This is a genomic window from Pseudomonas sp. NPDC007930 (assembly GCF_042958985.1).
Lineage (GTDB): Bacteria > Pseudomonadota > Gammaproteobacteria > Pseudomonadales > Pseudomonadaceae > Aquipseudomonas.
Genome location: NZ_JBIBKC010000001.1, coordinates 676,173 through 700,807, shown reverse-complemented (window position 1 = coordinate 700,807; position 24,635 = coordinate 676,173). Strand labels below are relative to the sequence as shown.

The 24,635-nt window shown below is 67.6% G+C and carries 21 protein-coding genes; 14 read left to right on the top strand and 7 right to left on the bottom strand.

The features are described from left to right. From waaC to ACFZCE_RS03200, 6 genes are read left to right on the top strand one after another with little or no spacing between them, the layout of a single operon-like run. A complete protein-coding gene (gene waaC, locus ACFZCE_RS03225) occupies positions 1-1,065 on the top strand; it encodes a lipopolysaccharide heptosyltransferase I (RefSeq protein ID WP_390936443.1) in 1,065 nt (354 codons plus the stop codon). Next, the gene (locus ACFZCE_RS03220) at positions 1,065-2,189 is read left to right on the top strand and encodes a glycosyltransferase (RefSeq protein ID WP_390936003.1); all 1,125 of its coding nucleotides are present in this window, start codon (positions 1,065-1,067) and stop codon (positions 2,187-2,189) included. The genes waaC and ACFZCE_RS03220 overlap by 1 nt, the downstream gene beginning before the upstream one ends. Next, positions 2,186-2,992: a lipopolysaccharide core heptose(I) kinase RfaP gene (gene rfaP / locus ACFZCE_RS03215; protein ID WP_390936001.1), complete on the top strand. Its 807-nt coding sequence runs from the start codon at positions 2,186-2,188 to the stop codon at positions 2,990-2,992. The genes ACFZCE_RS03220 and rfaP overlap by 4 nt, the downstream gene beginning before the upstream one ends. After that, entirely contained in the window at positions 2,992-3,726 is a 735-nt protein-coding gene (locus ACFZCE_RS03210) for a lipopolysaccharide kinase InaA family protein (RefSeq protein ID WP_390935999.1), read from the top strand. The genes rfaP and ACFZCE_RS03210 overlap by 1 nt, the downstream gene beginning before the upstream one ends. Continuing rightward, positions 3,723-4,475, top strand: coding sequence for a lipopolysaccharide kinase InaA family protein (locus ACFZCE_RS03205; protein WP_390935997.1), 753 nt, complete (start codon positions 3,723-3,725; stop codon positions 4,473-4,475). Before ACFZCE_RS03210 ends, ACFZCE_RS03205 begins: the two co-directional genes overlap by 4 nt. Then, positions 4,475-5,905, top strand: a complete 1,431-nt coding sequence (locus ACFZCE_RS03200; RefSeq protein ID WP_390935995.1) for a lipopolysaccharide kinase InaA family protein — start codon at positions 4,475-4,477, stop codon at positions 5,903-5,905. Before ACFZCE_RS03205 ends, ACFZCE_RS03200 begins: the two co-directional genes overlap by 1 nt. Positions 5,906-6,046: 141 nt before the next feature. On the opposite strand, the gene ACFZCE_RS03195 is transcribed toward ACFZCE_RS03200, so the two are convergent. Further along, positions 6,047-8,956 carry a hypothetical protein gene (locus ACFZCE_RS03195; RefSeq protein WP_390935993.1) on the bottom strand — a complete coding sequence of 970 codons (2,910 nt, stop codon included), beginning with the start codon at positions 8,954-8,956 and terminating at the stop codon, positions 6,047-6,049. Positions 8,957-9,114: 158 nt separating this feature from the next. Here ACFZCE_RS03195 and ACFZCE_RS03190 point away from each other — a divergent pair, with 158 nt between their 5' ends. Genes ACFZCE_RS03190 through ACFZCE_RS03170 form a run of 5 tightly spaced genes read left to right on the top strand, consistent with a single transcriptional unit; the run spans position 9,115 to position 15,264 of the window. Then, positions 9,115-10,872 carry a carbamoyltransferase C-terminal domain-containing protein gene (locus tag ACFZCE_RS03190; RefSeq protein WP_390935991.1) on the top strand — a complete coding sequence of 586 codons (1,758 nt, stop codon included), beginning with the start codon at positions 9,115-9,117 and terminating at the stop codon, positions 10,870-10,872. Then, positions 10,856-11,983: a glycosyltransferase gene (locus tag ACFZCE_RS03185; protein ID WP_390935989.1), complete on the top strand. Its 1,128-nt coding sequence runs from the start codon at positions 10,856-10,858 to the stop codon at positions 11,981-11,983. The genes ACFZCE_RS03190 and ACFZCE_RS03185 overlap by 17 nt, the downstream gene beginning before the upstream one ends. After that, positions 11,983-12,879, top strand: coding sequence for a GNAT family N-acetyltransferase (locus ACFZCE_RS03180; RefSeq protein ID WP_390936441.1), 897 nt, complete (start codon positions 11,983-11,985; stop codon positions 12,877-12,879). Before ACFZCE_RS03185 ends, ACFZCE_RS03180 begins: the two co-directional genes overlap by 1 nt. After that, positions 12,876-14,267 carry a PIG-L family deacetylase gene (locus tag ACFZCE_RS03175; protein ID WP_390935987.1) on the top strand — a complete coding sequence of 464 codons (1,392 nt, stop codon included), beginning with the start codon at positions 12,876-12,878 and terminating at the stop codon, positions 14,265-14,267. Before ACFZCE_RS03180 ends, ACFZCE_RS03175 begins: the two co-directional genes overlap by 4 nt. Before the next feature lie 28 nt (positions 14,268-14,295). Beyond that, entirely contained in the window at positions 14,296-15,264 is a 969-nt protein-coding gene (locus ACFZCE_RS03170) for a glycosyltransferase (protein ID WP_390935985.1), read from the top strand. Positions 15,265-15,276: 12 nt separating this feature from the next. On the opposite strand, the gene ACFZCE_RS03165 is transcribed toward ACFZCE_RS03170, so the two are convergent. After that, on the bottom strand, positions 15,277-16,167 hold the full coding sequence (locus tag ACFZCE_RS03165) for a glycosyltransferase (protein ID WP_390935983.1): 891 nt from the start codon (positions 16,165-16,167) through the stop codon (positions 15,277-15,279). Between the two features lie 57 nt (positions 16,168-16,224). Continuing rightward, on the bottom strand, positions 16,225-16,866 hold the full coding sequence (locus ACFZCE_RS03160; protein ID WP_390935981.1) for a phosphotransferase: 642 nt from the start codon (positions 16,864-16,866) through the stop codon (positions 16,225-16,227). A 103-nt stretch (positions 16,867-16,969) separates the two neighbouring features. Between ACFZCE_RS03160 and msbA the strand changes: the two genes are divergently transcribed. The 3 genes from msbA (at position 16,970) to hldE (ending at position 20,929) form a co-directional block, all read left to right on the top strand. Continuing rightward, complete coding sequence (msbA, locus tag ACFZCE_RS03155; protein ID WP_390935979.1) at positions 16,970-18,769, top strand: lipid A export permease/ATP-binding protein MsbA; 1,800 nt, start codon at positions 16,970-16,972, stop codon at positions 18,767-18,769. Positions 18,770-18,882: 113 nt separating this feature from the next. Beyond that, on the top strand, positions 18,883-19,470 hold the full coding sequence (cysC, locus tag ACFZCE_RS03150) for an adenylyl-sulfate kinase (RefSeq protein ID WP_390935977.1): 588 nt from the start codon (positions 18,883-18,885) through the stop codon (positions 19,468-19,470). Between the two features lie 37 nt (positions 19,471-19,507). After that, positions 19,508-20,929 carry a bifunctional D-glycero-beta-D-manno-heptose-7-phosphate kinase/D-glycero-beta-D-manno-heptose 1-phosphate adenylyltransferase HldE gene (hldE, locus tag ACFZCE_RS03145; RefSeq protein WP_390935976.1) on the top strand — a complete coding sequence of 474 codons (1,422 nt, stop codon included), beginning with the start codon at positions 19,508-19,510 and terminating at the stop codon, positions 20,927-20,929. Positions 20,930-21,191: 262 nt separating this feature from the next. Here hldE and ACFZCE_RS03140 read toward each other — a convergent pair whose 3' ends face one another. Genes ACFZCE_RS03140 through ACFZCE_RS03125 form a run of 4 tightly spaced genes read right to left on the bottom strand, consistent with a single transcriptional unit; the run spans position 21,192 to position 24,548 of the window. Beyond that, positions 21,192-22,151 (bottom strand): metal ABC transporter ATPase, encoded by a 960-nt coding sequence (locus tag ACFZCE_RS03140; protein ID WP_390935974.1) that lies wholly within the window; start codon positions 22,149-22,151, stop codon positions 21,192-21,194. A 33-nt stretch (positions 22,152-22,184) separates the two neighbouring features. Then, on the bottom strand, positions 22,185-22,994 hold the full coding sequence (locus ACFZCE_RS03135; RefSeq protein WP_390935973.1) for an aldo/keto reductase: 810 nt from the start codon (positions 22,992-22,994) through the stop codon (positions 22,185-22,187). After that, on the bottom strand, positions 22,991-24,166 hold the full coding sequence (locus tag ACFZCE_RS03130) for an FAD-dependent oxidoreductase (RefSeq protein ID WP_390935971.1): 1,176 nt from the start codon (positions 24,164-24,166) through the stop codon (positions 22,991-22,993). The genes ACFZCE_RS03135 and ACFZCE_RS03130 overlap by 4 nt, the downstream gene beginning before the upstream one ends. A 49-nt stretch (positions 24,167-24,215) precedes the next feature. Next, on the bottom strand, positions 24,216-24,548 hold the full coding sequence (locus ACFZCE_RS03125) for an SMR family transporter (protein WP_390935969.1): 333 nt from the start codon (positions 24,546-24,548) through the stop codon (positions 24,216-24,218). Positions 24,549-24,635 lie beyond the last annotated feature (87 nt).

Here is a 24,635-nt window from a genome sequence, read left to right as displayed (position 1 = left end):
TTGCGGGTACTGCTGATCAAGACTTCGTCGCTGGGCGACGTGATCCACGCCATGCCGGCGCTGACCGACGCGGCCCGCGCGATCCCCGGCATCCGCTTCGACTGGGTGGTCGAAGAGGGTTTCGCCGAGCTGCCGACCTGGCACCCAGCGGTAGACAAAGTGATCCCGGTGGCGATCCGCCGCTGGCGGAAAAACCTCTGGCAAACCGTCAAGGGCGGCGAGTGGAAGGCCTTCAAGGCGGCGGTGCGTGAGCGCCGCTACGACCTGGTGCTCGACGCCCAGGGGCTGGTGAAAAGCGCTTGGCTCACGCGCTTCACCCAGGCCCCGGTGGCCGGGATGGACAAACGTTCGGCGCGTGAGCCGCTGGCGGCGTTTTTCTATGACCGCAAGGTGCCGGTGAACAAAGGCCAGCACGCCGTGGAGCGGCTGCGCCGGCTATTCGCCCTGGCGCTGGGCTACGACCTGCCGCCCGGCACCGGCCAGTACGGGCTGAACCGCTCGCGGCTGTTGGCGATCCCCAACCCCACGCCGTACGTGGTGTTTCTGCACGGCACCACCTGGGCCACCAAGCACTGGCCAGAGGTGTACTGGCGCGAACTCGCCGAGCGCCTGCGCCTGGCCAACATCGGCGTGCGCCTGCCGTGGGGCAACGAAGAGGAATTCCGCCGGGCCCACCGCATTGCCGCTGGCATGGGCAACGTGCAGGTGCTGCCCAAGCTGAACCTGGCCGGGGTGGCCGGGGTGCTGGTGGGCGCGCGCGCCTGCGTGGCGGTGGATACCGGCCTGGGCCATCTGGCGGCGGCGCTGGATGTGCCCACCGTGTCGGTGTATGGCCCGACCAACCCGGGCCTGACCGGCGCCTACGGCAAAACCCAGGTGCACCTGGCCAGCGACTGGAAGCCCTGCGCGCCGTGCCTGCAAAAGCAGTGCAGCTACACCGCCACGCCCGAGGAACTGGCGCGGCATGACCTGAAACGCGAATGGCCGCTGTGCTTCACCCGGGTCAACCCCGAGCGGGTGGCCGGCCGGCTGAGCACGCTGCTGTTGGCTGAGGTGAGGCGCTGATGCAACTGGCGTTCGTGTTGTACAAGTATTTTCCCTTCGGTGGCCTGCAGCGCGACTTCATGCGCATTGCCCTGGAGTGCCAGCGCCGCGGCCATGGCATCCGCGTGTACACGCCGATCTGGCAGGGCGATGTGCCGCCGGGCTTCGACGTGCGCATCGTGCCGGCCAAGGCGCTGTTCAACCATCACCGCAACGAGAAGCTCAGCGCCTGGATGGCCCAGGACCTGGCCCGCGACCCGGTCGACCGCGTGGTGGGCTTCAACAAGATGCCCGGGCTCGACGTGTACTACGCCGCCGATGGCTGCTTCGAAGACAAGGCGCAAACCCTGCGCAACCCGCTGTACCGGTACTTTGGCCGCTACAAGCACTTCGCCGACTACGAGCGCGCGGTGTTCGCGCCAAGCTCGCGCACCCAGGTGCTGATGATTTCCGAAGTGCAGCAGCCGCTGTTCGTGAAGCACTACGGCACCCCGCCGGAGCGCTTCCACCTGCTGCCGCCGGGGATCGCCCAAGACCGCCGGCGCCCGGCCGACGCCGAGGCGATCCGCGCGCAGTTTCGCGCCGAGTTCGGCCTCGCCGAGGATGACCGGCTGCTGGTGCAGATCGGCTCGGGCTTCAAGACCAAAGGCACCGACCGCACCCTCAAGGCGCTGGCCGCGCTGCCCAAGGCGCTGGCCGCGCGCACCCGCCTGTTCGTAATCGGCCAGGACGACCCCAAGGTCTTCCAACTGCAGGCCAAGGCGTTGGGGGTGGGCGAGCAGGTGACCTTCATGAAGGGCCGCCCAGACATCCCGCGGTTCCTGCTGGGTGCCGACCTGCTCATCCACCCGGCCTACAACGAGAACACCGGTACGGTGCTGCTCGAAGCGCTGGTGGCCGGCTTGCCGGTGCTGGTCAGCGCGGTGTGCGGCTATGCCCATTACATCGCCGAGGCCGGCAGCGGCCTGGTGCTGGCCGAGCCGTTCGAGCAAAGCCAGCTCAACGGTGACCTGGCGCGGATGCTCGAAGACGACGCCGCGCGCCAGCGCTGGGCCGCCAACGGCCTGGCGTTCGCCGCCAGCGCTGACCTGTACAGCATGCCCGAACATGCCGCTGACGTGATCCTCGCGGAGCCTGCCCGATGAAGTTGATGCTTGCCGAACCGTTCGCCTCGCTGTGGGCCGGGCAAGACCCGTTCAGCGCCGCCGAGGCCCTGCAGGGCCAGGTGTACCGCGAGCTCGAAGGCCGCCGCACGCTGCGCACCGAAGTCGCTGGGCGGGGGTATTTCGTGAAGATCCACCGCGGCATCGGTTGGGGCGAAGTGGCCAAGAACCTCGCCAGCGCCAAGCTGCCGGTGCTCGGCGCCGGCCAGGAGTACCGCGCCATCGGCCGCCTGACCGAAGCCGGCATCGCCACCATGACCGCCGTCGCCTATGGCGAGCGCGGGCTGAACCCGGCCCAGCAGCATTCGTTCATCATCACCGAAGAGCTGGCGCCGACCATCAGCCTGGAAGACTACAGCCTCGACTGGCGCAACACGCCGCCGCCGGTGGCGCTCAAGCGCGCGCTGATCGCCGAGGTGGCGAGCATGGTCGGCGGCATGCACCGCGCCGGGGTGAACCATCGCGATTGCTACATCTGCCACTTCTTGCTGCACACCGCCACGCCGGTGCGGGCCGATGCCTTCAAGCTGTCGGTGATCGACCTGCACCGCGCGCAAACCCGCGCCGCCGTGCCGCGCCGCTGGCGTAACAAAGACCTCGCCGCGCTTTACTTCTCGGCCCTCGACATCGGCCTGACCCGCCGCGACCTGCTGCGCTTCTTGCGTGGGTACTTCCGCCAGCCGCTGCGCCAGGTGCTGGCCGAAGAAGCCCGCCTGCTGGCCTGGCTGGAGCGCAAGGCGGCCAGCCTGTACGCGCGCAAGCTGCGCTACGGGGACGCGCTCTGATGGCGGGCTGGACACTCGAAACCGATTACGCCCACCTCGCCGAAGCCTTTGGCAGCCTCGACGCCGTGTTCGCCCTCAAGGGCGAGCGGCTGACCCGCGATGCACTCTCCGAGGTGATCCGAGTGCAGTTCGCCGGGGTGAATTACTACGTTAAACGCTACGTCGGCGCTGGCCGCGGCCTGCGCCGCTACATGGGGCGGCCGCGGGTGCGCTCGGAATGGCAGAACCTCAAGCGCTTCGCCAAGTGGGGCATCCCCACCGCCGAAATCGTCGCCTGGGGCCTGGAACGCGACGGCGTGGCATTCGGCCGTGGCGCGTTGATCACCCGTGAACTGCCGCGCACCGAAGACCTCGACCAGCTCGCCCGCCAGCAGGATGGGCGCCTGGGCAACCCGGTGTGGGTCAATCATGTGAGCCAGCAGGTGGCCCAATACACCCGCGCCATGCATGACCACCACTTCACCCATAACGACCTGAAGTGGCGCAACCTGCTGGTCGATGACGAAGACCAGATCTACTTCATCGACTGCCCCAATGGGGCGTTCTGGTGGAGCTTCATGCTGCGCTACCGCATCACCAAGGACCTGGCCTGCCTCGACAAGGTGGCCAAGTATCACCTGTCGCGCACGCAACGGTTGCGGTTCTACCTGCAATACCGGCGGCGCCAGCGCTTGAACGCGTCGGATAAAAAGCGCATCCGGCACATTGTGAGTTTTTTCGAGGGGCGTGAATGAAGGATTTCATCGGCCCGGCCGAACGCGAGCTGCTGGCCCGCCACCGGCTGGACACTTTCCAGGCGTTGTGGGACCTGCAACTGGTCGCCGTCGACGAGCCGAATACCGGCCGTGGTGGCTGGAGCAGCGTGTTCCGCCTGGAGCTCGAAGGGCAGGGGTTTTTCCTTAAGCGCCAAAGTGGCTACCTGACCCGCACCCTGCGCCGCCCGCTGGGCGAGCCGACCTTCGCCCGTGAGTTTCGTAATATCCAGCGCTACCGCGCCCTCGGCATCCCGGCACTCGAAGCGGCGTTCTACGGCCAGCGCGAGGCCGCCGGCGGCACCCAGGCGGTGCTGCTCACCCGTGCCCTCGACGCCTGGGCCGACCTCGAATCCTGGAACGAGCGCTGGGACGACGTGCCCGCCGAAGGCCGTGCGGGCATCCTGCAGGCCGTGGGCGAGCTGGCGCGCACGCTGCACGGCGCCGGGCAGATTCACAACTGCTTCTACCCAAAACACATTTTTTTGCGCGAGCAGCCCGGCGGCTTCACGGCCTGTTTGATCGACCTGGAGAAAACCCGCCCGCTGTTGTTCGGCCAGCGTGACCGCGTGCGCGACCTCGAGCCGTTGCTGCGGCGCGCGCCGATGTGGGGCGAGCACGATGTGCGCGGGCTGCTCGCGGCGTACCTGCAAAGCGCGGCCCAGGGCCCGCAGGTTGACGGTTGGCTGGGGCGCCTGGTGCGCCGGCGCAAGCACCGGGGGAAGGCATGATGGAACTGGCCAAACTGCAACAGGCCGGGCGCGAGCCGGCGCTGCCGTTCACCGTTGAGCTGGCCGATGGCGCCGGCAACGCGCCGCTGCAGGTGCTCAGCCTGTTGCGGGTGCTGCCAGGGCAGCGCTACGTGGGGGCCGCGGTGTGGCGTGGCCGGCCAGTGCTGGCCAAGCTGTTGGTCGGGCCGAAGGCGGCGCGGCATTTTCAGCGCGAGCGAGACGGCGTGTTGCTGCTGCAGGGCCAAGGCTTGGTAACGCCTGCGCTGGTCGCTGACGGCTTGCGTGAAGGGCAGGGCGGCTGGTTGCTGTTCGAGTTGCTGGAGCCCGCGCAAAGCCTGGGCGAGGCCTGGGCGGCGGTGGCCGGGCAGGCCGCGCTGAGCGACGCGCAAACCGAGGTGCTCGCCGAGGCGCTGGGCGCCATGGCGCGGATGCACCTGAAGGGCCTGTGGCAGGAAGACCTGCACCTGGACAACCTGCTGCGCAGCCGTGGCCAACTGTGGCTGATCGACGGCGCGGGGATCCGCGCCGAGCAGCCTGGCCAGCCGCTGAGCCGCGAGCGCGTGCTGGAAAACCTCGGGGTGTTCTTCGCCCAGTTGCCACCCGCGTTGGAGCCCTTTACCGAAGAGCTGCTGGTGCATTACCTGTTGGCCAACAGCGAACACGGGCTGCCCCTTGAAGCACTGGCCAAGCAAGTGGCCAAGGTGCGCGCCTGGCGCCTGCACGACTACCTCGGCAAAACCGGCCGCGACTGCACGCTGTTCAGCGTGGCGCGTGGCGCCTCGGGGCTGCGCGCGGTGCGCCGCGACCAAGCCGCGGCGCTGCTGCCGGTGCTGGCCCAGGCCGATGCCCTGATCGATCAGGGCCATGTGTATAAAACCGGCGGCGCGGCCACCGTGGCGCGGGTGGAAGCCGCCGGCCGGGCGCTGGTGATCAAACGCTACAACATCAAGGATGCCGCCCACTGGCTCAAGCGCTTCTGGCGGCCCAGCCGCGCCTGGCATTCGTGGGTCGAGGGTAACCGCCTGGCGTTTCTCGGCGTGGCCACCCCCACCCCGCTGGCGGTGCTCGAAACCCGTACCCTGGGGCTGCGCGGCAAGGCCTACCTGGTCACCGAGTACCTGGCCGGGCCAGACATCATCGAACGCTGGGCGCCGTATGCCGGCACCGCCGAGGTGCCGGAAGCCGAACTGCAAGCCCTCGATGCGCTGTTCGCCACCCTCGTGCGCGAACGGATCAGCCACGGCGACCTGAAGGGCCACAACCTGTTCTGGCACGAAGGCCGCTGGGCGATGATCGACCTCGACGCCATGTGCCAGCACCGCGGCGCCGGCAGCTTCGCCAAGGCCTACGCGCGGGACCGCGAGCGGTTCTTGCGCAACTGGCCCGTGGGCAGTGAGTTGTACCGGCTGCTGGATGCGCGCTTGCCTTGAGGGCCCATCGCCCGGCACAGCCGGAGTGCCGGACCACGGCCTCCCACCAGATTCGTGTAACCTATTGATTTTAGGCGCAACACAGACCCCGTGGGAGGCCGGCTGTGCCGGGCGAAGGGCCTTTGAACCCCCACACCAACCTCAAACCCCGACCCACGGGCTCGCCATCGCGTTCTGCCGCGCCTTGCCCTGCCAGCCCGGCCCCTCGGGGTTACGCCGCAGCTTGAGGGTCAGCGGCGCCTCGCTGCGCTGCTCTGGCGCCACCACCACGGTGTAGCGCCCAGCCAACAGGCTGGGCCGCACCGGCACCATCTGCTCACCCAAGCGCAGGTATTCACGGCCCTCATGGTTGCCCACCTCGCCGTCCGCCAGCGCCGCCTCGGCGGGCTGCGCCACCCGCCGCAGCAACCCGGCCACATCCGGCAGTGGCCCGCGCCAGAACGCCTGGTCGACCATCACCCATTCGCCACTGGCCAGCTGCTTGATCACCGGTTTGTACAGCGCATCGGGCTTGCGCCCATCGACCAGGCGCCAGTGCTCGCCGTCGTACAGCACCTCATAGCGGCGGCCGGTAGCGTCCTGAATGTAGTACTCGCTGTGCCCACCCACCGTCGGCTGGGCTTCGATCACCTGGCTCGGCGCTTCGCTTTCGAGCGTGTAGCGCAGGTACTGGCCGGCGTGCGGCGCGGCGTACTGCACCGGTATCGGCAGGCTGCCGCGAAACGACAAGCGGCGGATCACCTTGCTCACCACCGGGCTGGTAGACAACGCCACGGTGGCTTCGAGCACGTGGGTGGTGAGGTCTACGAAGGCACCGATCGGGTAGTCCGCGGCCTCGCTTTCCAGTTCATGGAACACCTGTACCCCGGCCCAGATCGCCCGGCTGACCGACAGCACCGCAGTGGCCTTGGCCGGTAACACCATGCTCATGAATTCGATCAGGGTCAGGGTGAGGTCCGCCAGCGCGTTACGGTCGATTTCCGCGTTGCTGGATGACAGCGCGTCGGCATTGGCCATCATCAGGCGGGTTTCGTCGCGATAGGCATTGGCAAAGAAATCGCCACGGATCGGCTGTTCGTGGATCAGGTTGGTGATCGCTTGGCTGCCCAGCAGCGGGCGCAAGGCGGCGTGCTCGGCCAAGGCAGTGCGGCGCAGCAGGTACTGCCTCACGGGCGCCTGGCTGAGCCAATCCCGGGCCAGTGCCTGGCGGCTGGCGAACAACGACCAATGCTGGCCGTTGGGGTTGCCGGGTGCATACAGCAATACCGGCTCGGCCTGTTCGCCGGGCGCCGCGCCGAACAGGTACACCCCCACCACCGGAGTTTGCCGCAGCATCAGTTGCCAACTGTGGACCGCCCCACTGGGGGCGGCCAGGGTGTCGCCGCTCAGGGTCAGCGCCTCGATCCACGGGTGCAGCGTGCGCGCTTCGCCCAAGTGGCCGCGATAGGCGGCCTTGAGCCCTTCGTAATGCATTTTGCTGCACAGCAGCGCGCGGTGTGCCTGGCGCCGCCAGCCCGCGTGTGGCCCGCCGCGCAGTTGCTGGGCCAGGTACGCCTGGTAGCGCCCACCGACGTTCGCCTGGCGCACCAGCCGCCGCACCTTGTAGGCATCGAGCCCGGCAATCGCCTGGCCCTGGTCGTCGCGCACCGTGGCGGTCAGCAGGTAGTTGAAGTCCAGCGGGCTGACATTGTGCAGGGCCAGGTTTATCAGCGTAACGGTATGCGGCACTAACTCCACGGTACCGCCCGGTGGCAGGGTGTTCCCGGCGCCAAAGCCGGTTTCCGCCGGGTTCAGTGGCGGCACCAGAGGGCCGACCGCGCGGGCGCTGACGGTGGTGATCAGAATGCGCTCGGGCGGCAGGCTGACGCCCAGTGGGCGCAGCCCTTCGATCAACGTGCGCCGGGCGTAGGCGTGCAGGGTGTGTGGTGAATGGAACTGCGCCAGGGTCAGCATGCCCCTGGCCTGGCTGGCAAGGGTGGCCACCCATAGGCGGTTCTTGCTTTGGTTGAGGGCCAGCATCTCGGCCTCGCTCAGTGCCTTCAGCCAGGCCGGCATGCCCTTGAGCAGCAGGGCCACGTAATGGCTGCGGTTGATGGCATCGGTCAGCAGCAGCGGTGCCAGCGCCAGGCCGGCCTTGAGCACATCGTTGGCGGCGAAGAACTCGCCCTCGGCCAGCAGCGGCACAGCCTGCTCCCAGGCCTGGCTGGCCGCGCGGCGTTGCCGGGCGATCAGGTTGGCCGCCAGTTGCTCGAACACGGGGCCAGTGAACAGCCGCGCAGTCAGGGCCCGGCTGGCCAGGGCGGCGTTAGCCCCGGCGGGGTCCTGTGCGGCCAGCAAGGCTGGGCCTTGGATGTCATCCTCCAGCCGTTCGGCCACCTCTTGGTACAGCGCCGCCCAGTTGTCGAAGCCTTCCAGGCCCCAGGCCAGGGTGCTGAGCAACACCGGCTCGGCGGGGTGCTCCAGCGGGTCGCGCGCCGCCAGCACGCAGGCGCCGGGCACGAATTGCTCGCCGCTGGGCGTGGCCAACGCCAGCAGCGCCCGCCAAGTGGCTGTACTGGCCTCGCCCGGCTGGGCCAGGGCGAGGTGCTCGGCGGGTAGGGTCTGGTCTTTTTCGCGCAACGCCACCTGGGCGTGCCACTGCTCACCCAGCCAAGCCGCCAGGGCCACGCGCGGCGTGCCGGTGCTGCCTTGCGGGTATTCCCAGAACGCCGTCAGGGCATCGAGCCAGAGCTGCTGGGCATCGGCGCTGAACTGTTCGGCGAAGCGCTGCGTGGCGCGCAGGGCCTCTTCCGGCAGTGGCAGCACGGCCTCGGCGGCCAGGTACTGGCCGGTGCTGGCGGTGAGGGCCTGCCCGCCAATGGCGCGGGCAATGGCTTGCGGCAGGGGTTGCTGGTCGAGGTACAGCGCATCGGCCGCGTGCTGGTTGAACGGCGCTGGCAGGGCATCGGCCAGGCGCCGCTGCAGCAGCGCGAAAAAATCGCCCTGGCCGGCCAGCAGCGTGCGCAGCGGCCCGGCCAGGGCGTCGAGGGGGGAAAGGGGCTGGGGAGTCATCGGCATCGCCTCTGAAGGAAGAGGGTGGATGCTCGCGGCGGCGGTATAAAAGCGTGCTGTAATTTTATGCCGCCTTTGCCAGAGGATCAGCGCGGGGCGCTCTGGTATACTCGCCCGTTTTCGATTCAAACCGAATTGTGTTCGAAGAGGCTTGAACCTTGGCATTGACGATCCTTGGCCTGTCCGGCGCCCTGAGCCACGACCCCTCCGCTGCGCTGTACATCGACGGCAAGCTCATCGCGGCCGCCGAAGAAGAGCGTTTCGTACGGGATAAACACGCGAAGAACCGCATGCCCTACGAGTCGGCGAAGTTCTGCCTGGAGCAGGCCGGCATCAAACCGAGCGACGTTGACGTGGTGGCGATTCCGTTCGCGCCCATCAGCCTGTTCGGCAAGGCGCGCTGGCATTACGCCAAGCGCTACTGGTACGCCCCCGACCGCGCCCTCGACGCGCTGCTGATGGGCAACCGCCGCTACAAGCGCTACCGCAACAAGATCGTCTGGTGCCTCGAGCAACTGGGCTTCGACCCGAAAAAGGTCAAGATCGAGCCGGTAGAGCACCACCTGGCCCACGCCTCCAGCGCCTACCATTGCTCCGGCTTCACGGAAAAAACCGCGATCCTCGGCATCGACGGCAAGGGTGAGTACGCCACCACCTTCTTCGGCTATGGCGAGAACGGCAAGATCCACAAGATCAAAGAGTTCTTCGACCCCGACTCGCTCGGCGGCCTGTACGGCGCGATCACCGAGTTCCTCGGCTTCGAGATGCTCGACGGCGAGTTCAAGGTGATGGGCATGGCGCCGTATGGCGACGCCAGCAAGTACGACTTCTCGCGCCTGGCCAGCTTCGAAAACGGCGAGCTGGTGATCAACACCGACTACGCCAACGTGATCGGCCTGCGCCGCTACAAAGAGAAGGGCAAAGGCTTTTACTTCTCGCCCAAGCTGATCGAATGGCTGGGGCCCAAGCGTGAAGGCGACATCGCCGACGAGCCGTACATCCACTATGCCGCGAGCATGCAGGCGCTGTTCGAAAAGCTCGCCCTGCAGATGATCGACCACTACCTGGGCGGCATCCTCAAGGAAACCGGCAAGCTGGCCTTCGCCGGCGGTTGCGCGCTGAACGTCAAGCTGAACCAGAAGATCATCGCCCGCCCCGACGTGAAAGAGCTGTTCGTGCAGCCCGCCTCCGGCGACGCCGGCACCGCGGTGGGCGCGGCGGCTTATGTGTCGCATGCCCGCGGCGTGCCGGTCGAGAAAATGGAACACGTGTACCTGGGCCCGGCGTACTCCAACGAAGACGTGATCGCCGCCTGTGCTCGCCACCCGAGCAAGCCCGCTTGGCGCAAGCTCGACGACATGCCGCGGCGCATCGCCCAGATCATGGTCGACGGCAACCCGGTGGCCTGGTTCCAGGGCCGCATGGAGTTCGGCCCGCGCGCCCTGGGTGGGCGTTCGATCATCGGCTGCCCGAGCGTGCCGCACGTGGCCGACCGCATCAACGAGCAGATCAAGTTCCGCGAGCGCTGGCGCCCCTTCTGCCCATCGATGCTCGACACCGTGGCGCCGCAGATGATCAGCGTCGACCACCCGGCGCCGTTCATGACCTTCACCTTCGAGGTGAACGAAGAATGGAAAACCCGCGTGCCGGAAGTGGTCCACGAAGACGGCACCTCCCGTGCCCAGGTGCTCAAGCGCGAATACAACCCGCGCTACTACGACATGATGAAGGCCCTCGAAGACCTCACCGGTAACGGCGTGTCGCTGAACACCTCGCTCAACCGCCGTGGCGAACCGATGATCTGCTCGCCCACCGATGCGCTGAACATGTTCTTCGGCTCTGACCTGCAGTACCTGATCATGGAAGACATCCTGGTGGTCAAAGAGGGTGCCGCCCCGTATGACGCCCAAGGCTGAACGCCACGTTCTGCAGTTCTGCCATGGCTATGACGGCCCGTTTCTGGACTGCGCCCGGCAATACGCCAGCCTGTTCGCCGGGCGCGGCTACCGGGTGACCACGGTGTTTCTCACCGGCGCGCCCAGCCCCGCCGTGGCCGCGGGCTGCGGCAGTGATGAAGTCGAGTTCCTGGGGTTCAGCTCGCGCCAGGTGCGCGGGCTGAAGCTGGGGGCGATCGCCGCGCTGCGCAAAGTCGCCGCGCGGCGCGACTACGCCTTTTGCATTGCGCACCGCTTCAAGCCTATTTACGTGGCGCTGCTGGCCACCGGGTTGCCGGTGATCGGCGTGCACCATGCGTTTGGCGATTATCAACGCCAGGGCCGCCGGCTGTTCGCCAAATTGTTTCGCCGCCGCCTGGCCTTGCTGGGGGTGTCGAGCGCGGTGCGTGACGACCTGCGCCGCTGCCTGCCCGGTTGGCCGGGCGAGCGCATCGAAACCCTTTACAACCGCATCGATGTTGCCGCCCGCCGCGAGGCCTTGCTGCCACCGGGCGAGGCCCGCGCAGCGCTGGGGCTGGGCGCGGGCGACTGGGTCGTGGCCAACGTCGGCCGGCTGCACCCCGACAAAGACCAGGCCACCCTGCTGCAGGGTTTTGCCCTGGCCTTGCCGCGCCTGCCGGCCAGTGCCTGCCTGGTGCTGCTGGGCGAGGGCCGCCTGCTCGGCAAGCTGCGGGCCCAGGCCGAGCAGTTGGGCATTGCCGGCCAGGTGCGGTTTACCGGCCAGGTGCCGCAGGCCGCGCGCTACTTTGGCGCGTTCGACGCGTTCGCCCTGAGTTCGGACCACGAACCCTTCGGCATGGTGCTGCTCGAGGCCATGGCCGCGGGGGTGCCGCTGGTGGCCACTGCCTGTGGCGGTGCCCGCGAAGTGGTCGAGGGGGTGGGCGAGCTGTTCCCGTTGGGCGATGCACCAGCGCTGGCCGAGGCGTTGGTGCGCCTGGCCGGGTTGAGCGAGGCCGAGCGCGCGGCCTGCGCCGCGGCCATGGCCGAACGCCTGCGGGCGCGCTTCAGCGATGCCGCGGTGGCCGAGGCGTTCTGGGCCTTGCCCATGGTCAGCGAGTGGGTGGCGCGATGATCCTCAACCATTTTGCCGCCTGGCGTGAACGTGGCTGGGCGCCGATCAGCGCCGCCGATTATGCCCAGGCCTGGGCCCGCTACGGCGGCAGCGTGGCCACCCACCCGGTGGTGGTCGAACGCCTGGCCGGGCTCGCCGAATTGCCAGTGCGCTACCTGGGCGTGGAGCGCGGCGGTGAGCTGATCGCCGCGATCCCCACCTGGGGCCGCGAGCTGGCGCTGTCGAAGGTGGCGCTCAAACGCGCCGGTAAAAAAGGCCTGTTCGATCTCGGCAATGCCGAGATCATCCTGCCGGCGGCCGAGGGCGCCGAGGCGCCGCTGCGCCATGCCGGGCGCTACCTGTCGGCGCTCAATAGCGGCCGGTTCAGCGGCCTGAAGGCGCAGCCCGAGCAACTGGCCCTGGCCCGCGAGCCCGAGGAACTGTCGAAGAAATTCCGCTACAACCAGCGCCGCGAGCTGCGCCTGCTCGAAGAAGCCGGCGGCGAAGTGCGGCCGGTGAGTGCCTTCAGCGCCCCAGAGCTGGCGGCCATCTATTGCGACCTGTTTCAGCGCCGCTGGGGCTTCCCCGCCACCGGCGCCGCGCGCATGGCCGAGGTGGTCGAGTTGCTGCGTGAGTTTGTGGTCGGCGCGGTGGTGCTGCTGGACGGCGCGCCGATCGCCACCCAGCTGATTTACCGCGTCGAGGCGCCGCAGTGGCTCAGCGTGGAGTACGTCAATGGCGGGGTCGACCCGCAAACCCGCGCGTTCAGCCCCGGCAGCGTGCTGAGCTTCCTCAACACCCAGGCCGCCTGGGAAGACGCCCGCGCACTGGGCAAGGCGCTGCGTTTTTCGTTCGGCCGCGCCGACCGTGAATACAAAGACCGCTGGTGCAACCCGGTGCAGGTGCTGCAGGTATGAACCGCAAGCAAACGTTGCTCAAGCGCCACCGCCGCAACAAGCGCCTGGCGCTGCTCGGCGCGCTGGTGCTGCTGGTGCTGGCCGGGGTACTGGTGGCTTGGTGGCTGGCGCCGCTGTTGGCCGTGCTCGGCTGGGTGGCCCATGAGGCCTGGTTCGCCGACCACTTGTTCTATTCGCCGGCCGAGCCTTACCGTTATCGCTTTCCCGAGCAGGCGCTGAAGCTGCCGCTGCGCTGGGAAGGCGCGCGGCTGGTGGCCGAGGCGCCGGCTGGCCATGCGCTGGTGTTGCAGGTGGAGGTGCGCAGCAGCCTGCTGGGGCGTTTGCTCGACCCTTACGTGCGCCTGGGCAGTGGGCCTGACGCCGATGCGCAAACCTTCGAGCGCGGCTGCCGGGGCGAGCGCTACCTGAACCTCACCAGCTTTGCCGCAGCGCTGGCCCAAGGCCTGCCGCTGGCCGGGCGCTTTTGCCGGCTGGGCCGCGAGGCCACGCTGTGGGCATTCCCCCAGAGCGATTACCGCGCCAAGCGGGTGATGGTCATTGCCCCCCACGCCGATGACGCCGAGCTGGCCGCCTATGGCCTGTACAGCCAGGCCCGCGAGGCCTGGGTGGTGACCCTCACCGCCGGTGAAATCGAAGCCGGGCATTATCGCGGCATGGGCCTGAGCGGCACCGAAGCGGCGCGTTTGAAGGGCCGCTTGCGCGCCTGGGACAGCATCGCTGTGCCGCGCTGGGCTGGGGTGAGCGCCGAGCGTTGCGTGCAGTTGGGCTATTTTTGCCTGCAACTGCCGGCCATGCGCGCCCACCCAGAGCAGCCGGTGGCCTCCCGCGAGGCGGGGCTGGCCGATACCCGGCTGTTTCGCCAGTTCAACCCGTTCACTTTGCCTGGCGACGACGGCGTGCCCAGTTGGCACAACCTGGTGGCCGACCTGCGCGCGCTGATCGAACGCGCCCGGCCGGAGGTGATCGTGCTGCCTGACGAGTTGCTCGACCCCCACCCCGACCATGTGCACGCGCGCCTGGCGGTGCTTGAAGCGCTCGCTGGCCAGCCTTGGCAGCCCGAGTGCCTGCTGGGCTACGCCAACCACCTGCACGACAACGACCGCTGGCCGATGGGCAACGCCCACAGCGGCGTGGCGCTGCCGCCATTGCTCGAGCCGGCCGCGCCGATGTGGCCGGTGGTGCTTGAACTGAACGCCGCCACTCGCTACGACAAGGCCATGGCCCTGGGCATGATGCATGACCTGACCGTGCCGTTGCCGGCCAAGCGCCGCCTGCGCCGGGCCTTGCAGCGGCTGCTGGCCGGGCGCCGCTGGGCGCTGGAGGGCGAAGACGAATTCTTCCGCAAGGCGGTGCGCCGGCATGAGTTGCTGTGGCGGGCCGAGCGTTGATCAACACCTTTATTTGCAGAGTGCCCTGATGAAAGTCCTGTTTCTGGTGCAGAAAGAACAGCGCGCCATCCTCGACCGGCTGTACCAGGGCGTTGCCGCGCACTGCGATTGCGACCTGCGCTGGCTCGACAGCGAGCAGCAGCGCAACCTGCGCCGTTATTTCGCCGAAGAAGTGAACCCTGCCCAGTACGACCGCATTCTGTTCTTCCTGCGCTTCAAGCAGGAGATCCGCCAGGTGGCGTTTATCCGCAGCGTGCCAAACCTGGTGATCCTCGAGCACGACGCCTACCAGAACTACATCCCGTGCAAGTACACCGGCAAGTTCAGCCGGCATTACCGCCACCTGCCCTGGGTGCGGGTGCTCAGCTCCGGCTTTGGCGTGAGCGAACGCCTGCGCGCCGAGGGGGTGGATGCCCACTTTGTGCCCAAGGGCTATGACCAGGGGCTGATCCAGGACCTGCAACAGCCGCGCGACATCGAGCTGGGGTTTCTCGGCAGCCTCAAAAGCGTGGCCTACAGCGGCCGCAAGGCGCTGCTCGAGGCACTGGCGCAGGTTGAGCCGCTGATGGCCACCCGCACCAACTCTGGCGAGGAGTACAACGCCACCCTCAACCGCATTCGGTTTTTCGTCAGCGCCGATGTGGGCATGGGCGAATACATGATCAAGAACTTCGAAGCGATGGCTGCCGGCTGCGTGCTGCTGACCTACGACCAGGGCGAGGCGGAAAACCGCGCGCTGGGCTTCGAAGACCTGCACAACGTGGTGCTGTACCGCGACATCCCGCACCTGCAGGAAAAACTCCGCCTGCTGCGGGCAGACCCGGCCCTGGCCGAGCGCATCGCCGCCAATGGCCAGGCCCTGGCGGTGGCGCGGTTCAGCTTTGCGGCGATTGGCCAGCAGATCGTCGAGGCCCTGCGGCCGCCGCTGCGCCAGCATGGGCTGAAGGGCCCGCTGGGTGAGCTGAAATTGCGGCTGTGCAGGTTATTCGGGGGCTGAGGGCGCTTCGCCCTAGCGCTTGGGCGGCACCAACAACCGCAACAACCCCCGCACGGTCTTGCGGTTCCAGTAGCGCAGCGGGATCCGCCCCAGGGTTTGCCAGGCCAGTGGTTTGTCGTTGCGGGCGTACTTGAGGAACATCGAGTTCAAAAAGCGCATGCACACCTGCTCGTAGGCCGGGTGGTCGCTGAACACGGCGTAGGTGCGCAGTACGTTGTCGATCATGAAGCGGCCGTTCTTGAAGGTGTTGGTGGGGTGGTCGCGGTATTGCGCCAGCACCTCGCCGAGCACGTCGATGTAATAGCCGGCATGGGCGATCGACAGCGCGATGTAGACATCTTCCAGGCGGATTTCCGGGTTGAAGCCGCCGACCTTCTCCAGGGCTTCGCGGCGGAACATCAGCGTGGCGGCGGTCGGGCCGGGCTTGCGGTCGAGGAACAGGTCGTCGAAGGCCAGGCGGCGAAACGGCAGGTCGCGCTGGCGCTGCTTGCGCGGGCCCATGACCTGGCCGTGGTGGTCGATGGTTTCGACGTTGGCCGAGCAGATGCCCACCTCCGGCTTGCCCTGCAGGTAAGCGACCTGGGTGGCGATGCGGTGCGGCAGCATGATGTCGTCAGAGCCGAACGATACGATCAACTCACCGCGGGCGCGGGCGATGGCCTGGTTCAGGGTGCGCGACAAACCCTGGTTGGCCTGGGCGCGGAAGTCGAAGCCATGCTGGGCCTGCAGGCGTTCGAGCAGTTCGACACTGTGGTCGCTGGAACCGTCGTCGATCACTAGCAACTCGATGTTCGGGTAGCTTTGGTTCAGCACACTGTTGATGCTGGCCTCAATGTACGCCGCGTGGTTATAGGAGGCGATGATCACCGTCACCAGGGGCTGTTGAGGGGCGAGTGTCGTCATGTTGAAGCCTTAAGCAATAGTCAGGTGCGCGGTGGAAAGGGCAGGCGGGTGGCGCGGTTAGCCCAGGCGCTTGGCCAGGCGCTCGCTGTTCCAGGGTTTGCTGGAGTGTTGGGCGTACGCCTGCAGGAACGCTACCCCGCCGCCTTGCATCAGCCAGTCACGGTCTTGCTCATAACGAAGCATATGCTGGAAGTTTCGCAGGCACAGGCCGGCGCGCAAGGCCCAGGGGTAGGCGCGCATGTCGGCGAGGTCGATCAGCCCCAACTCGCCGCTGGGGGTTCTGACCACGTTGCCCAGGTGCAGCGAGCGGAAGTACACCCCACCCTCATGCAGGCGCGCGACGAAGGCACCGAGTTGGGCCAGCAAGGCCTCGCTGCCTTCGCCCGCGGCGATCACCTGGCGCAGGGTGCTTCCGGGCAGCGGCTGGTAGTGCACCAGGTCGCGGCGGATCGACGGCACCCGCCAAATCGCCAGGATGGTCGGGCAGGGGATGCCGCGCCGCGCCAGGTGCCCGGCATTGAGCGCAAAGCGGCGGGCGTAGGGCAGCAGCGCGGCGGAGGTGACCAACCGCTTGCGCCGAAACAGCTTGATGAAATTACCGTCAGCCAGGCGCAACACTTTGTCGCCGCTCGCGTCGGCTTCGATCACCTCGGCACCCTGGCGCAGGGCCTGATAATCAGCGTCGGCAAGTGCGCGCATGGTTGTCCCCTGGAAAAAAGGGGCCATCATCCCAGCCCCGGGGGTTGAATTCAACGCTTGGGCGCTGTGCTAGAATCCGCGCTCATTTTTCATACAGATCGCCATGAGCCAAAAAGACCCCGCCATGTCCAGCCTGCGGATCTACTTCCGCCTGCTGACCTACGTGAAACCCTACCTGGGCATCTTTGCGCTCAGCATCGTGGGCTTCGTGATCTTCGCCTCGACCCAGCCGATGCTGGCCGGCATCCTCAAATACTTCGTCGACGGCCTGAGCAACCCGGCCGCCCGGCTGTTCCCCAACACCCCCTACCTGCGTGACCTGCAACTGCTGCAGGCGGTGCCGCTGCTGATCGTGCTGATCGCCGCCTGGCAGGGGCTGGGGTCTTACCTGGGCAACTATTTTCTGGCCAAGGTCTCGCTGGGCTTGATCCACGACCTGCGCCTGAAGCTGTTCGACAAGCTGCTGGTGCTGCCCAACCGTTACTTCGACACGCACAACTCCGGGCACCTGATCTCGCGCATCACCTTCAACGTGACCATGGTCACCGGCGCCGCCACCGAGGCGATCAAGGTGGTGATCCGCGAAGGCCTGACAGTGGTGTTCCTGTTTATCTACCTGCTGTGGATGAACTGGAAACTGACCCTGGTGATGCTGGCCATCCTGCCGATCATCGCGCTGATGGTCGGTAACGCCAGCCGCAAGTTCCGCAAGCAGAGCAAGAAGATCCAGGTGGCCATGGGCGACGTCACCCATGTGGCCTCCGAGACCATCCAGGGCTACCGCGTGGTGCGTGGCTTTGGCGGCGAGCGCTACGAGTCGGCGCGCTTCGAAAAAGCCAGCCAGAGCAACACCGACAAGCAACTGCGCATGAACAAAACCGGCTCGGTGTACACGCCGATGCTGCAACTGGTGATCTACACCGCCATGGCCGCGTTGATGTTCCTGGTGCTGTGGCTGCGCGGCGATTCCTCGCCCGGCGACCTGGTCGCCTACATCACCGCCGCGGGCTTGCTGCCCAAGCCGATCCGCCAGTTGTCCGAGGTCAGCTCGACCATCCAGAAGGGCGTGGCGGGCGCCGAGAGCATCTTCGAGCAGCTCGACGAGCCGCAAGAGGTCGACACCGGCAGCATCACCCGTGACCGCGTCAGCGGCCGGCTGGAGGTCAAGGGCCTGTCGTTCACCTACCCGGGGACCGAGCGCGAGGTGCTCAAAGACATCAACTTCGTCGCCGAGCCGGGGCAGATGGTCGCCCTGGTCGGCCGTTCGGGCAGCGGCAAATCGACGCTGGTGGGGTTGATCCCGCGCTTCTACCAGCACAGCCAGGGGCAGATCCTGCTCGACGGCACCGAGGTGCAGGACTACACCCTGCGCAACCTGCGCAGCCACGTGGCCCAGGTGAACCAGCAGGTCACCCTGTTCAACGACAGCGTGGCCAACAACATCGCCTACGGCGACCTGGTCGGCACCCCGCGCGAGCAGATCGTCGCCGCCGCCGAAGACGCCTACGCCAAAGAGTTCATCGACCAGTTGCCGCAAGGCTTCGACACCCAGGTAGGGGAGAACGGCGTGCTGCTTTCCGGTGGCCAGCGCCAGCGCTTGGCGATCGCCCGTGCGCTGCTGAAAAACGCCCCGCTGCTGATTCTCGACGAGGCCACCTCGGCCCTCGACACCGAGTCCGAGCGGCACATCCAGGCGGCGCTGGACACGGTGATGACCGGCCGCACCACCCTGGTGATCGCCCACCGCCTGTCGACCATCGAGAAGGCCGACCTGATCCTGGTGATGGACCAGGGCCGCATCGTTGAGCGTGGCCGCCACGCCGAGCTGCTGGCCCAGGGCGGCTACTACGCGCGCCTGCATGCCATGGGGCTGGATGAGCCCAGCCAGGAAAGCATCACCTAAGCTGCCGGGCGGGCAATTGTATCGGCGGCGCCAACCTGCGCTTACCAAGCCGAGATAATCACCCGCCCTCGGCTTTGCTAGTGTCCCAGGCTCGAACAGAGTGGGGTGCCGGCATGCTGCAAGCGAACACCAGCCCATGGCTGCCCGGGGTGCCGGGCACTGCCGGGCATTGCCTGTGGTTGATGGGGTTGTCCGGGGCGGGCAAGTCTGCCCTGGCCCGTAGCCTGGAGCAGGCCCTGCGCGCCGCCGGGCAGCAGGCCTTTGTGCTCGACAGCGACGCCCTGCGCGCCGGCCTCTGCCAAGACCTCGACACCAGCCCCGGCGGGCGCCGTGAATACCTGCGGCGGCTGGCCGAAGTGGCGCGGCTGATGGTCGATGCCGGGGTGCTGGTGATCGTCGCCGCGACCAGCCCGCTGGATGCCGACCGCCGCGCCGCGCGCGAGCTGTTCACCCCCGGCACCTTTACCCTGGTGCACCTGAACACGCCGCTCTCGGTGTGCGCCGCGCGCGACCCGAAAGGCCTCTACCAGGCCGCCCGCGAAGGCCGCGCGCAGCAACTCAGTGGCCTCGACGGCCCCTGGCAGGCCCCGGAAGACGCCGAACTGGTGCTCGACACCTCCCACTGTTCATTGCTGCAGGCCACCGCCCGCCTGGCCGCTGCGCTGCGCCAGGGTGTCGGGAGTTCCGGCACCCTGTGCTAATATCCCGGCCCTGTTCATTTGGTAGATGGGTTGGTCCATGAAGTTGTCGATGCCTCGGTTCGATCAAGCCCCTGTGCTGGTGGTTGGCGATGTGATGCTTGACCGCTATTGGCATGGCGGCACGTCGCGCATCTCGCCTGAGGCGCCGGTGCCGGTGGTGCGCGTTGAACAGATCGAAGATCGCCCCGGTGGCGCGGCCAACGTTGCGCTGAACATCGCCGCGCTCGGCGCGCCCGCAGCGCTGGTGGGCGTGACCGGCCAGGACGAAGCCGCCGAAAGCCTGGCGGCGAGCCTGGCCGCGGCGCGGGTGACCGCGCGCTTCCAGCGCATCGCCCACCAGCCGACCATCGTCAAGCTGCGGGTGATGAGCCGCCACCAGCAACTGCTGCGCATCGACTTCGAAGAGCCCTTCGCCACCGACCCGCTGCAGCTCACCGCCGATGTGGAAGGCCTGCTCGACGGCGTCAAGGTGCTGGTGCTCTCCGACTACGGCAAGGGCGCGATCAAGCACCACCAGGAGCTGATCCAGGCCGCCCGCCAGCGCAACATCCCGGTGCTGGCCGACCCCAAAGGCAAGGATTTCAGCATCTACCGCGGCGCCAGCCTGATCACCCCGAACCTCAGCGAGTTCGAGGCCATCGTCGGCCGCTGCGCCGATGAAGCCGAGCTGGTCGCCAAGGGCGCCGGGCTGATGACCGAACTCGCCCTGGGCGCCTTGCTGGTGACCCGCGGCGAGCACGGCATGACCCTGCTGCGCCCGGGCCAGCCTGCGCTGCACCTGCCGGCCCGGGCCCGCGAAGTGTTCGACGTCACCGGCGCCGGCGACACGGTGATCTCCACCCTGGCCGCGGCCCTGGCTGCCGGTGAAGACCTGCCCCACGCCGTCGCCTTGGCCAACCTCGCCGCCGGTATCGTGGTCGGCAAGCTGGGCACCGCGGCGATCAGCGCGCCGGAACTGCGCCGCGCCATCTCGCGCGAAGAAGGCTCCGAGCGTGGCGTGCTGACCCTCGACCAGCTCAAGCTGGCGATCGACGATGCCCGCGCGCATAACGAAAAAATCGTCTTCACCAACGGCTGCTTCGACATCCTCCATGCCGGCCACGTGACCTACCTCGAGCAGGCCCGCGCCCAGGGCGACCGGCTGATCGTCGCGGTCAACGACGACGCTTCGGTCAGCCGCCTGAAGGGCCCAGGCCGGCCGATCAACAGCGTTGACCGGCGCATGGCCGTGCTGGCTGGGCTGGGCGCGGTAGACTGGGTGATCAGCTTCCCCGAAGCCACCCCCGAGAACCTGCTCACCCAACTGCGCCCCGACGTGCTGGTCAAGGGCGGCGACTATGGCGTGGAGCAGGTGGTCGGCGCCGACATCGTCAAGGCCTATGGCGGCGAGGTGAAGGTGCTGGGGCTGGTGGAAAACAGCTCGACCACGGCGATCGTCGAGAAAATTCGTAGCCGCTGAAGCGTTGCGGGCTTAGGGCCTATCGCCCGGCACTGCCGGAGTGCCGGACCACGGCCTCCCACCAGATTTGTGTAAGTACTTGATTTAGGCGGCAACACAGAACTGGTGGGAGGCCGGCTGTGCCGGGCGAAGGGCCAGTCAGGTCATGCGCTCAGCAAAACCACCTGAAGTAATCAGGGCTTTCCACCCCCGAGTTAGCGCTCTGATTGCTTAAGTGAACAGCATTACGGCTGTGCCGGGCCGAAGGGGCCTCAAACCCACCTTAAATCTTGTTCCGCGCCAAACGAATCAACGCCCGCGCCCGGGTGGTGATCTTCTTCAGCCCGGTTTTCTGCGCCGCCGGCACCGCCAGGCCCTGGCGGTGCAGCCAGTCTCGCCATTTGATGCGCTCCTCGCGCACCACCCAGCCGTCTTGCGCGGCGAAGCTCTCGGCCAGGTACAGGCCGCGGGTTGGCGCCGGGTGCAGCTCGCCTTTTTTCAAGGTGTACAGCTCGGGCAGCGGCTTGCCGTCCTTGAGCGGCACCAGGTAGAGGTCGGGCCGGCCGGGGTTCAGCCGCGCCACCAGTTGGTCTTTTTCCAGCCGTTCATCCACGTGGTACAGGCTCAGCGCCCGGGCTTCGCGGGGGGCTTCCAGGCGCAGGTCGTACACCAGTTGCAGCGAGGCCGTGGGCAGGTGCACGTAGGCACGGGGCTTTTCGATCAAGGCCAGGCCACCGCAGCGCACCGTGCGCGCCGCGCCGGCGCGGGGGGCCAGGGTGAAGGCCGCGGCATCGCGGTACTTCAGGGTGCCGGCATAGGGGGCGGGCAGCCAGGTGTCTTTGAAGCGGCCATTGAGCCAGCCTTCGGGGGTTTCCAGCAGGCATTCCTCGGCCACTTCCTGCACCGCGGTGTGCAGCGGCAGGTTCAGCTCATGGGCCGGCACGTAGCCGGAAATCAATTTGAGCACCACGTCGCCGCGGTCTTCGCGGCGCTGGCGCACCAGCACCCAGTAATCCTTGCCCTGCCAGGCCAGGGTCAGGCGCACTGAAACCCCCAGGTTGGCCAGCTCCACGGCAAAGTGTTCGGGGTCGTCTATGTCGATGTGCCGGCGCCGCTCGAGGGTTTGCGCGAAGTTCAGCGGCATGCCGATGCTTTGGTAGGTGAGCGCTTCGGGGGTGGCTTCGACGAACAGGGACAGCGTCTTGAAGTTGCCGGGGTTCTTGCGGATGAGGGTACGCGGCATACGGATTCCTATGTGGGCCGCGCACCCGGTGAGTCAGCGCGCGGCGAGGACGGCGGCCGCCGTGGCGACATTGTGGGCAAGGTGCACGGGGTTGATGGTCCCGACGATAGCACTGGTCACACCCGGGTGGTCAAACAGCAGGGCGAAGCTGGCTTTGACCGGGTCTTGCCCAGCCAGGCAGGCATGGCCACTGGCCAGAGCCTTTTTCACCAGAATGCCCTTGCCGTGTGACAGCGCATGGTCGATGACCGGCCGTTCGGCTTGCTCGTTCAGATTGTAGGTGACCATGGCGCAGTCGCCGTGTTCCAAGGCGCGGATGCCGCCCTCCACGGTTTTGCCGGAAAACCCATAGCCCAGCAGCTTGCCTTCGCGCTTGAGCTCGGCCAGGGCGGCATACACGCCTTCTTCCTCGAGGATGCGCAGGTCGTGGCCGTCGGAGTGCACCAGCACCAGGTCGAGGCGGTCGGTGCCCAGCCGTTGCAGGCTGCGTTCGACCGAGGCGCGGGTGTGCGCGGCGCTGAAGTCGAAGCGCGACTGGCCGCCCTCGAATTCCTCGCCCACCTTGCTGACGATCACCCATTCATCGCGCTGGCCGCGCAGCAGCGGGCCGAGGCGTTCTTCACTGGTGCCGTAGGCTGGGGCGGTGTCGAGCAGGTTGATGCCCAGCTCGCGGGCCTGGCGCAGCAGCATGCGGGCTTCTTCGTCAGTGGGCAGGATGAAACCAGCGGGGTACTTCACGCCCTGGTTGCGGCCGAACTTGACCGTGCCCAGGCCCAGCGGCGAAACCTTCGGGCCCTGGGCGCCCAGGTGGCGGTGGTACGGGTGCAGGCTGGCGACGGTCATGGCAGCAGTTGTTCCCAAGGGGTTTGGCCCAGCGCCGGGCGCGGCAGGGCGGGCAGGGGGGCATGGGCGCCGGGGGTGATACCGGCCTCGGCCAGGTTGGCCAGCACGCGGTCGGCGAAATCTGGCGCCAGCGCCAGTTTGGTCGGCCAGCCCACCAGCAGCGCGCCTTGCTCATGCAGGAAGGCGTTGTCGGGGCGCACCAGGCCAGACTGCGCGGGCTCCGCGCGGTCGACCCGCAGGCTGGCCCAGGCCAGCGCCGAGGTGTCGAGCCAGGGCAGCAGTTGCTCCACTTCATGGCGCGCGGCGGCGATCTGCTGCTCGGGGCTGCGCGCCACGCCATCGGCCTCGGCGATGTCACCGCCGAGGTACCACACCCACTGGCCGCCAGCCGCGGGGTGGGTGGTCACGGTGATGCGCGGCTTCGGCCCGCCGCCTAGGCAGTGGGCGTACAGCGGCTTGAGCGCCGCGCCCTTGGCCAGCACCATGTGCAGCGGCCGGCGCTGCATGGCCGGCTGCTGCACGCCAAGGCTTGCCAGCAGCTCGGCGGTGCCGGCGCCGGCGCTGAGCACCACGCGTTGGGCACGAATCTCCACGCCATCGGCGCGCAGGCCGGCCAGTTGGCCGCCGTCAAGCAGCGGTTCGAGGTGCTCAGCCGCCAGCAGGCTGTCGCCGGCCAGTTCGGCGAGGCGCGCGACCAGGCTCGGGACATCGACCACCAGTTCGGCCAGCCGGTACACCTTGCCTTTGAAGCGCGGGTGTTGCAGCGCCGGCGGCAGGTGCTCGCCCTTGACCGCATCGACCCGGCCGCGCACCGCCTTGCTGGCGAAGAAGCTGCTGAGGTTGCCGGCCAGGGTGCCAGGGGACCACAAGTAGTGCGCCTCGGAGAGCAGGCGCACGCCGGCCAGGTCCAGCTCGCCGCGGCCGGCCAGGGCCTCGCGCCAGCGCCCGGGCATGGCCGCGATCGCCTCGGAGGCGCCGGTGAGGGCGCCGTGCAGGGCGTACTTGGTGCCGCCGTGGATGATCCCTTGCGACTTGAGCGTTTGCCCGCCGCCAAGGCTGGCGTTTTCCACCAGTACCGTCGCGAAGCCGGCCTGGCGCAGGCGCGCGTTGAGCCAAAGCCCGGCGACGCCGCCGCCTACGATCAGTACATCTGTGGTTAAAGCCGCTGCCATGAAGCCCTCTCGCTTGGGTGACCAGGGCAGCGAGTATAACAACCTCGCCTCAGTGGCCGCTGGTTTGCGAGAACAACTGGATCACCAGCACGCCGCCGACGATCATCGCCAAGCCAGCCACGGCGGCGAGGTCGAGTTTTTGCCCGTAGATGAAGTAGGCGGCGATGCTCACCAGCACGATGCCCATGCCCGACCAGATGGCGTAGGTGATGCCCACCGGGATGGCGCGCATCACCAGCGTCAGCAGCACGAAGGCGGTGCCGTAGCCGAGCACCACCAGCAGCAACGGCAGTGGCGTGCTCAGGCCCTTGACGGCCTTCATCGACAGGGTGGCGATCACTTCGGCGCAGATGGCGATAGCGAGGTAGTAGTAAGCAGTCATGGTGGTGCCCTCCCGATGGATGGAAGGATTTTCCGCTGGCATTCAGGTGCGGTAAAGTCATTACCTATCTGAAAAGGAGATAGGCCA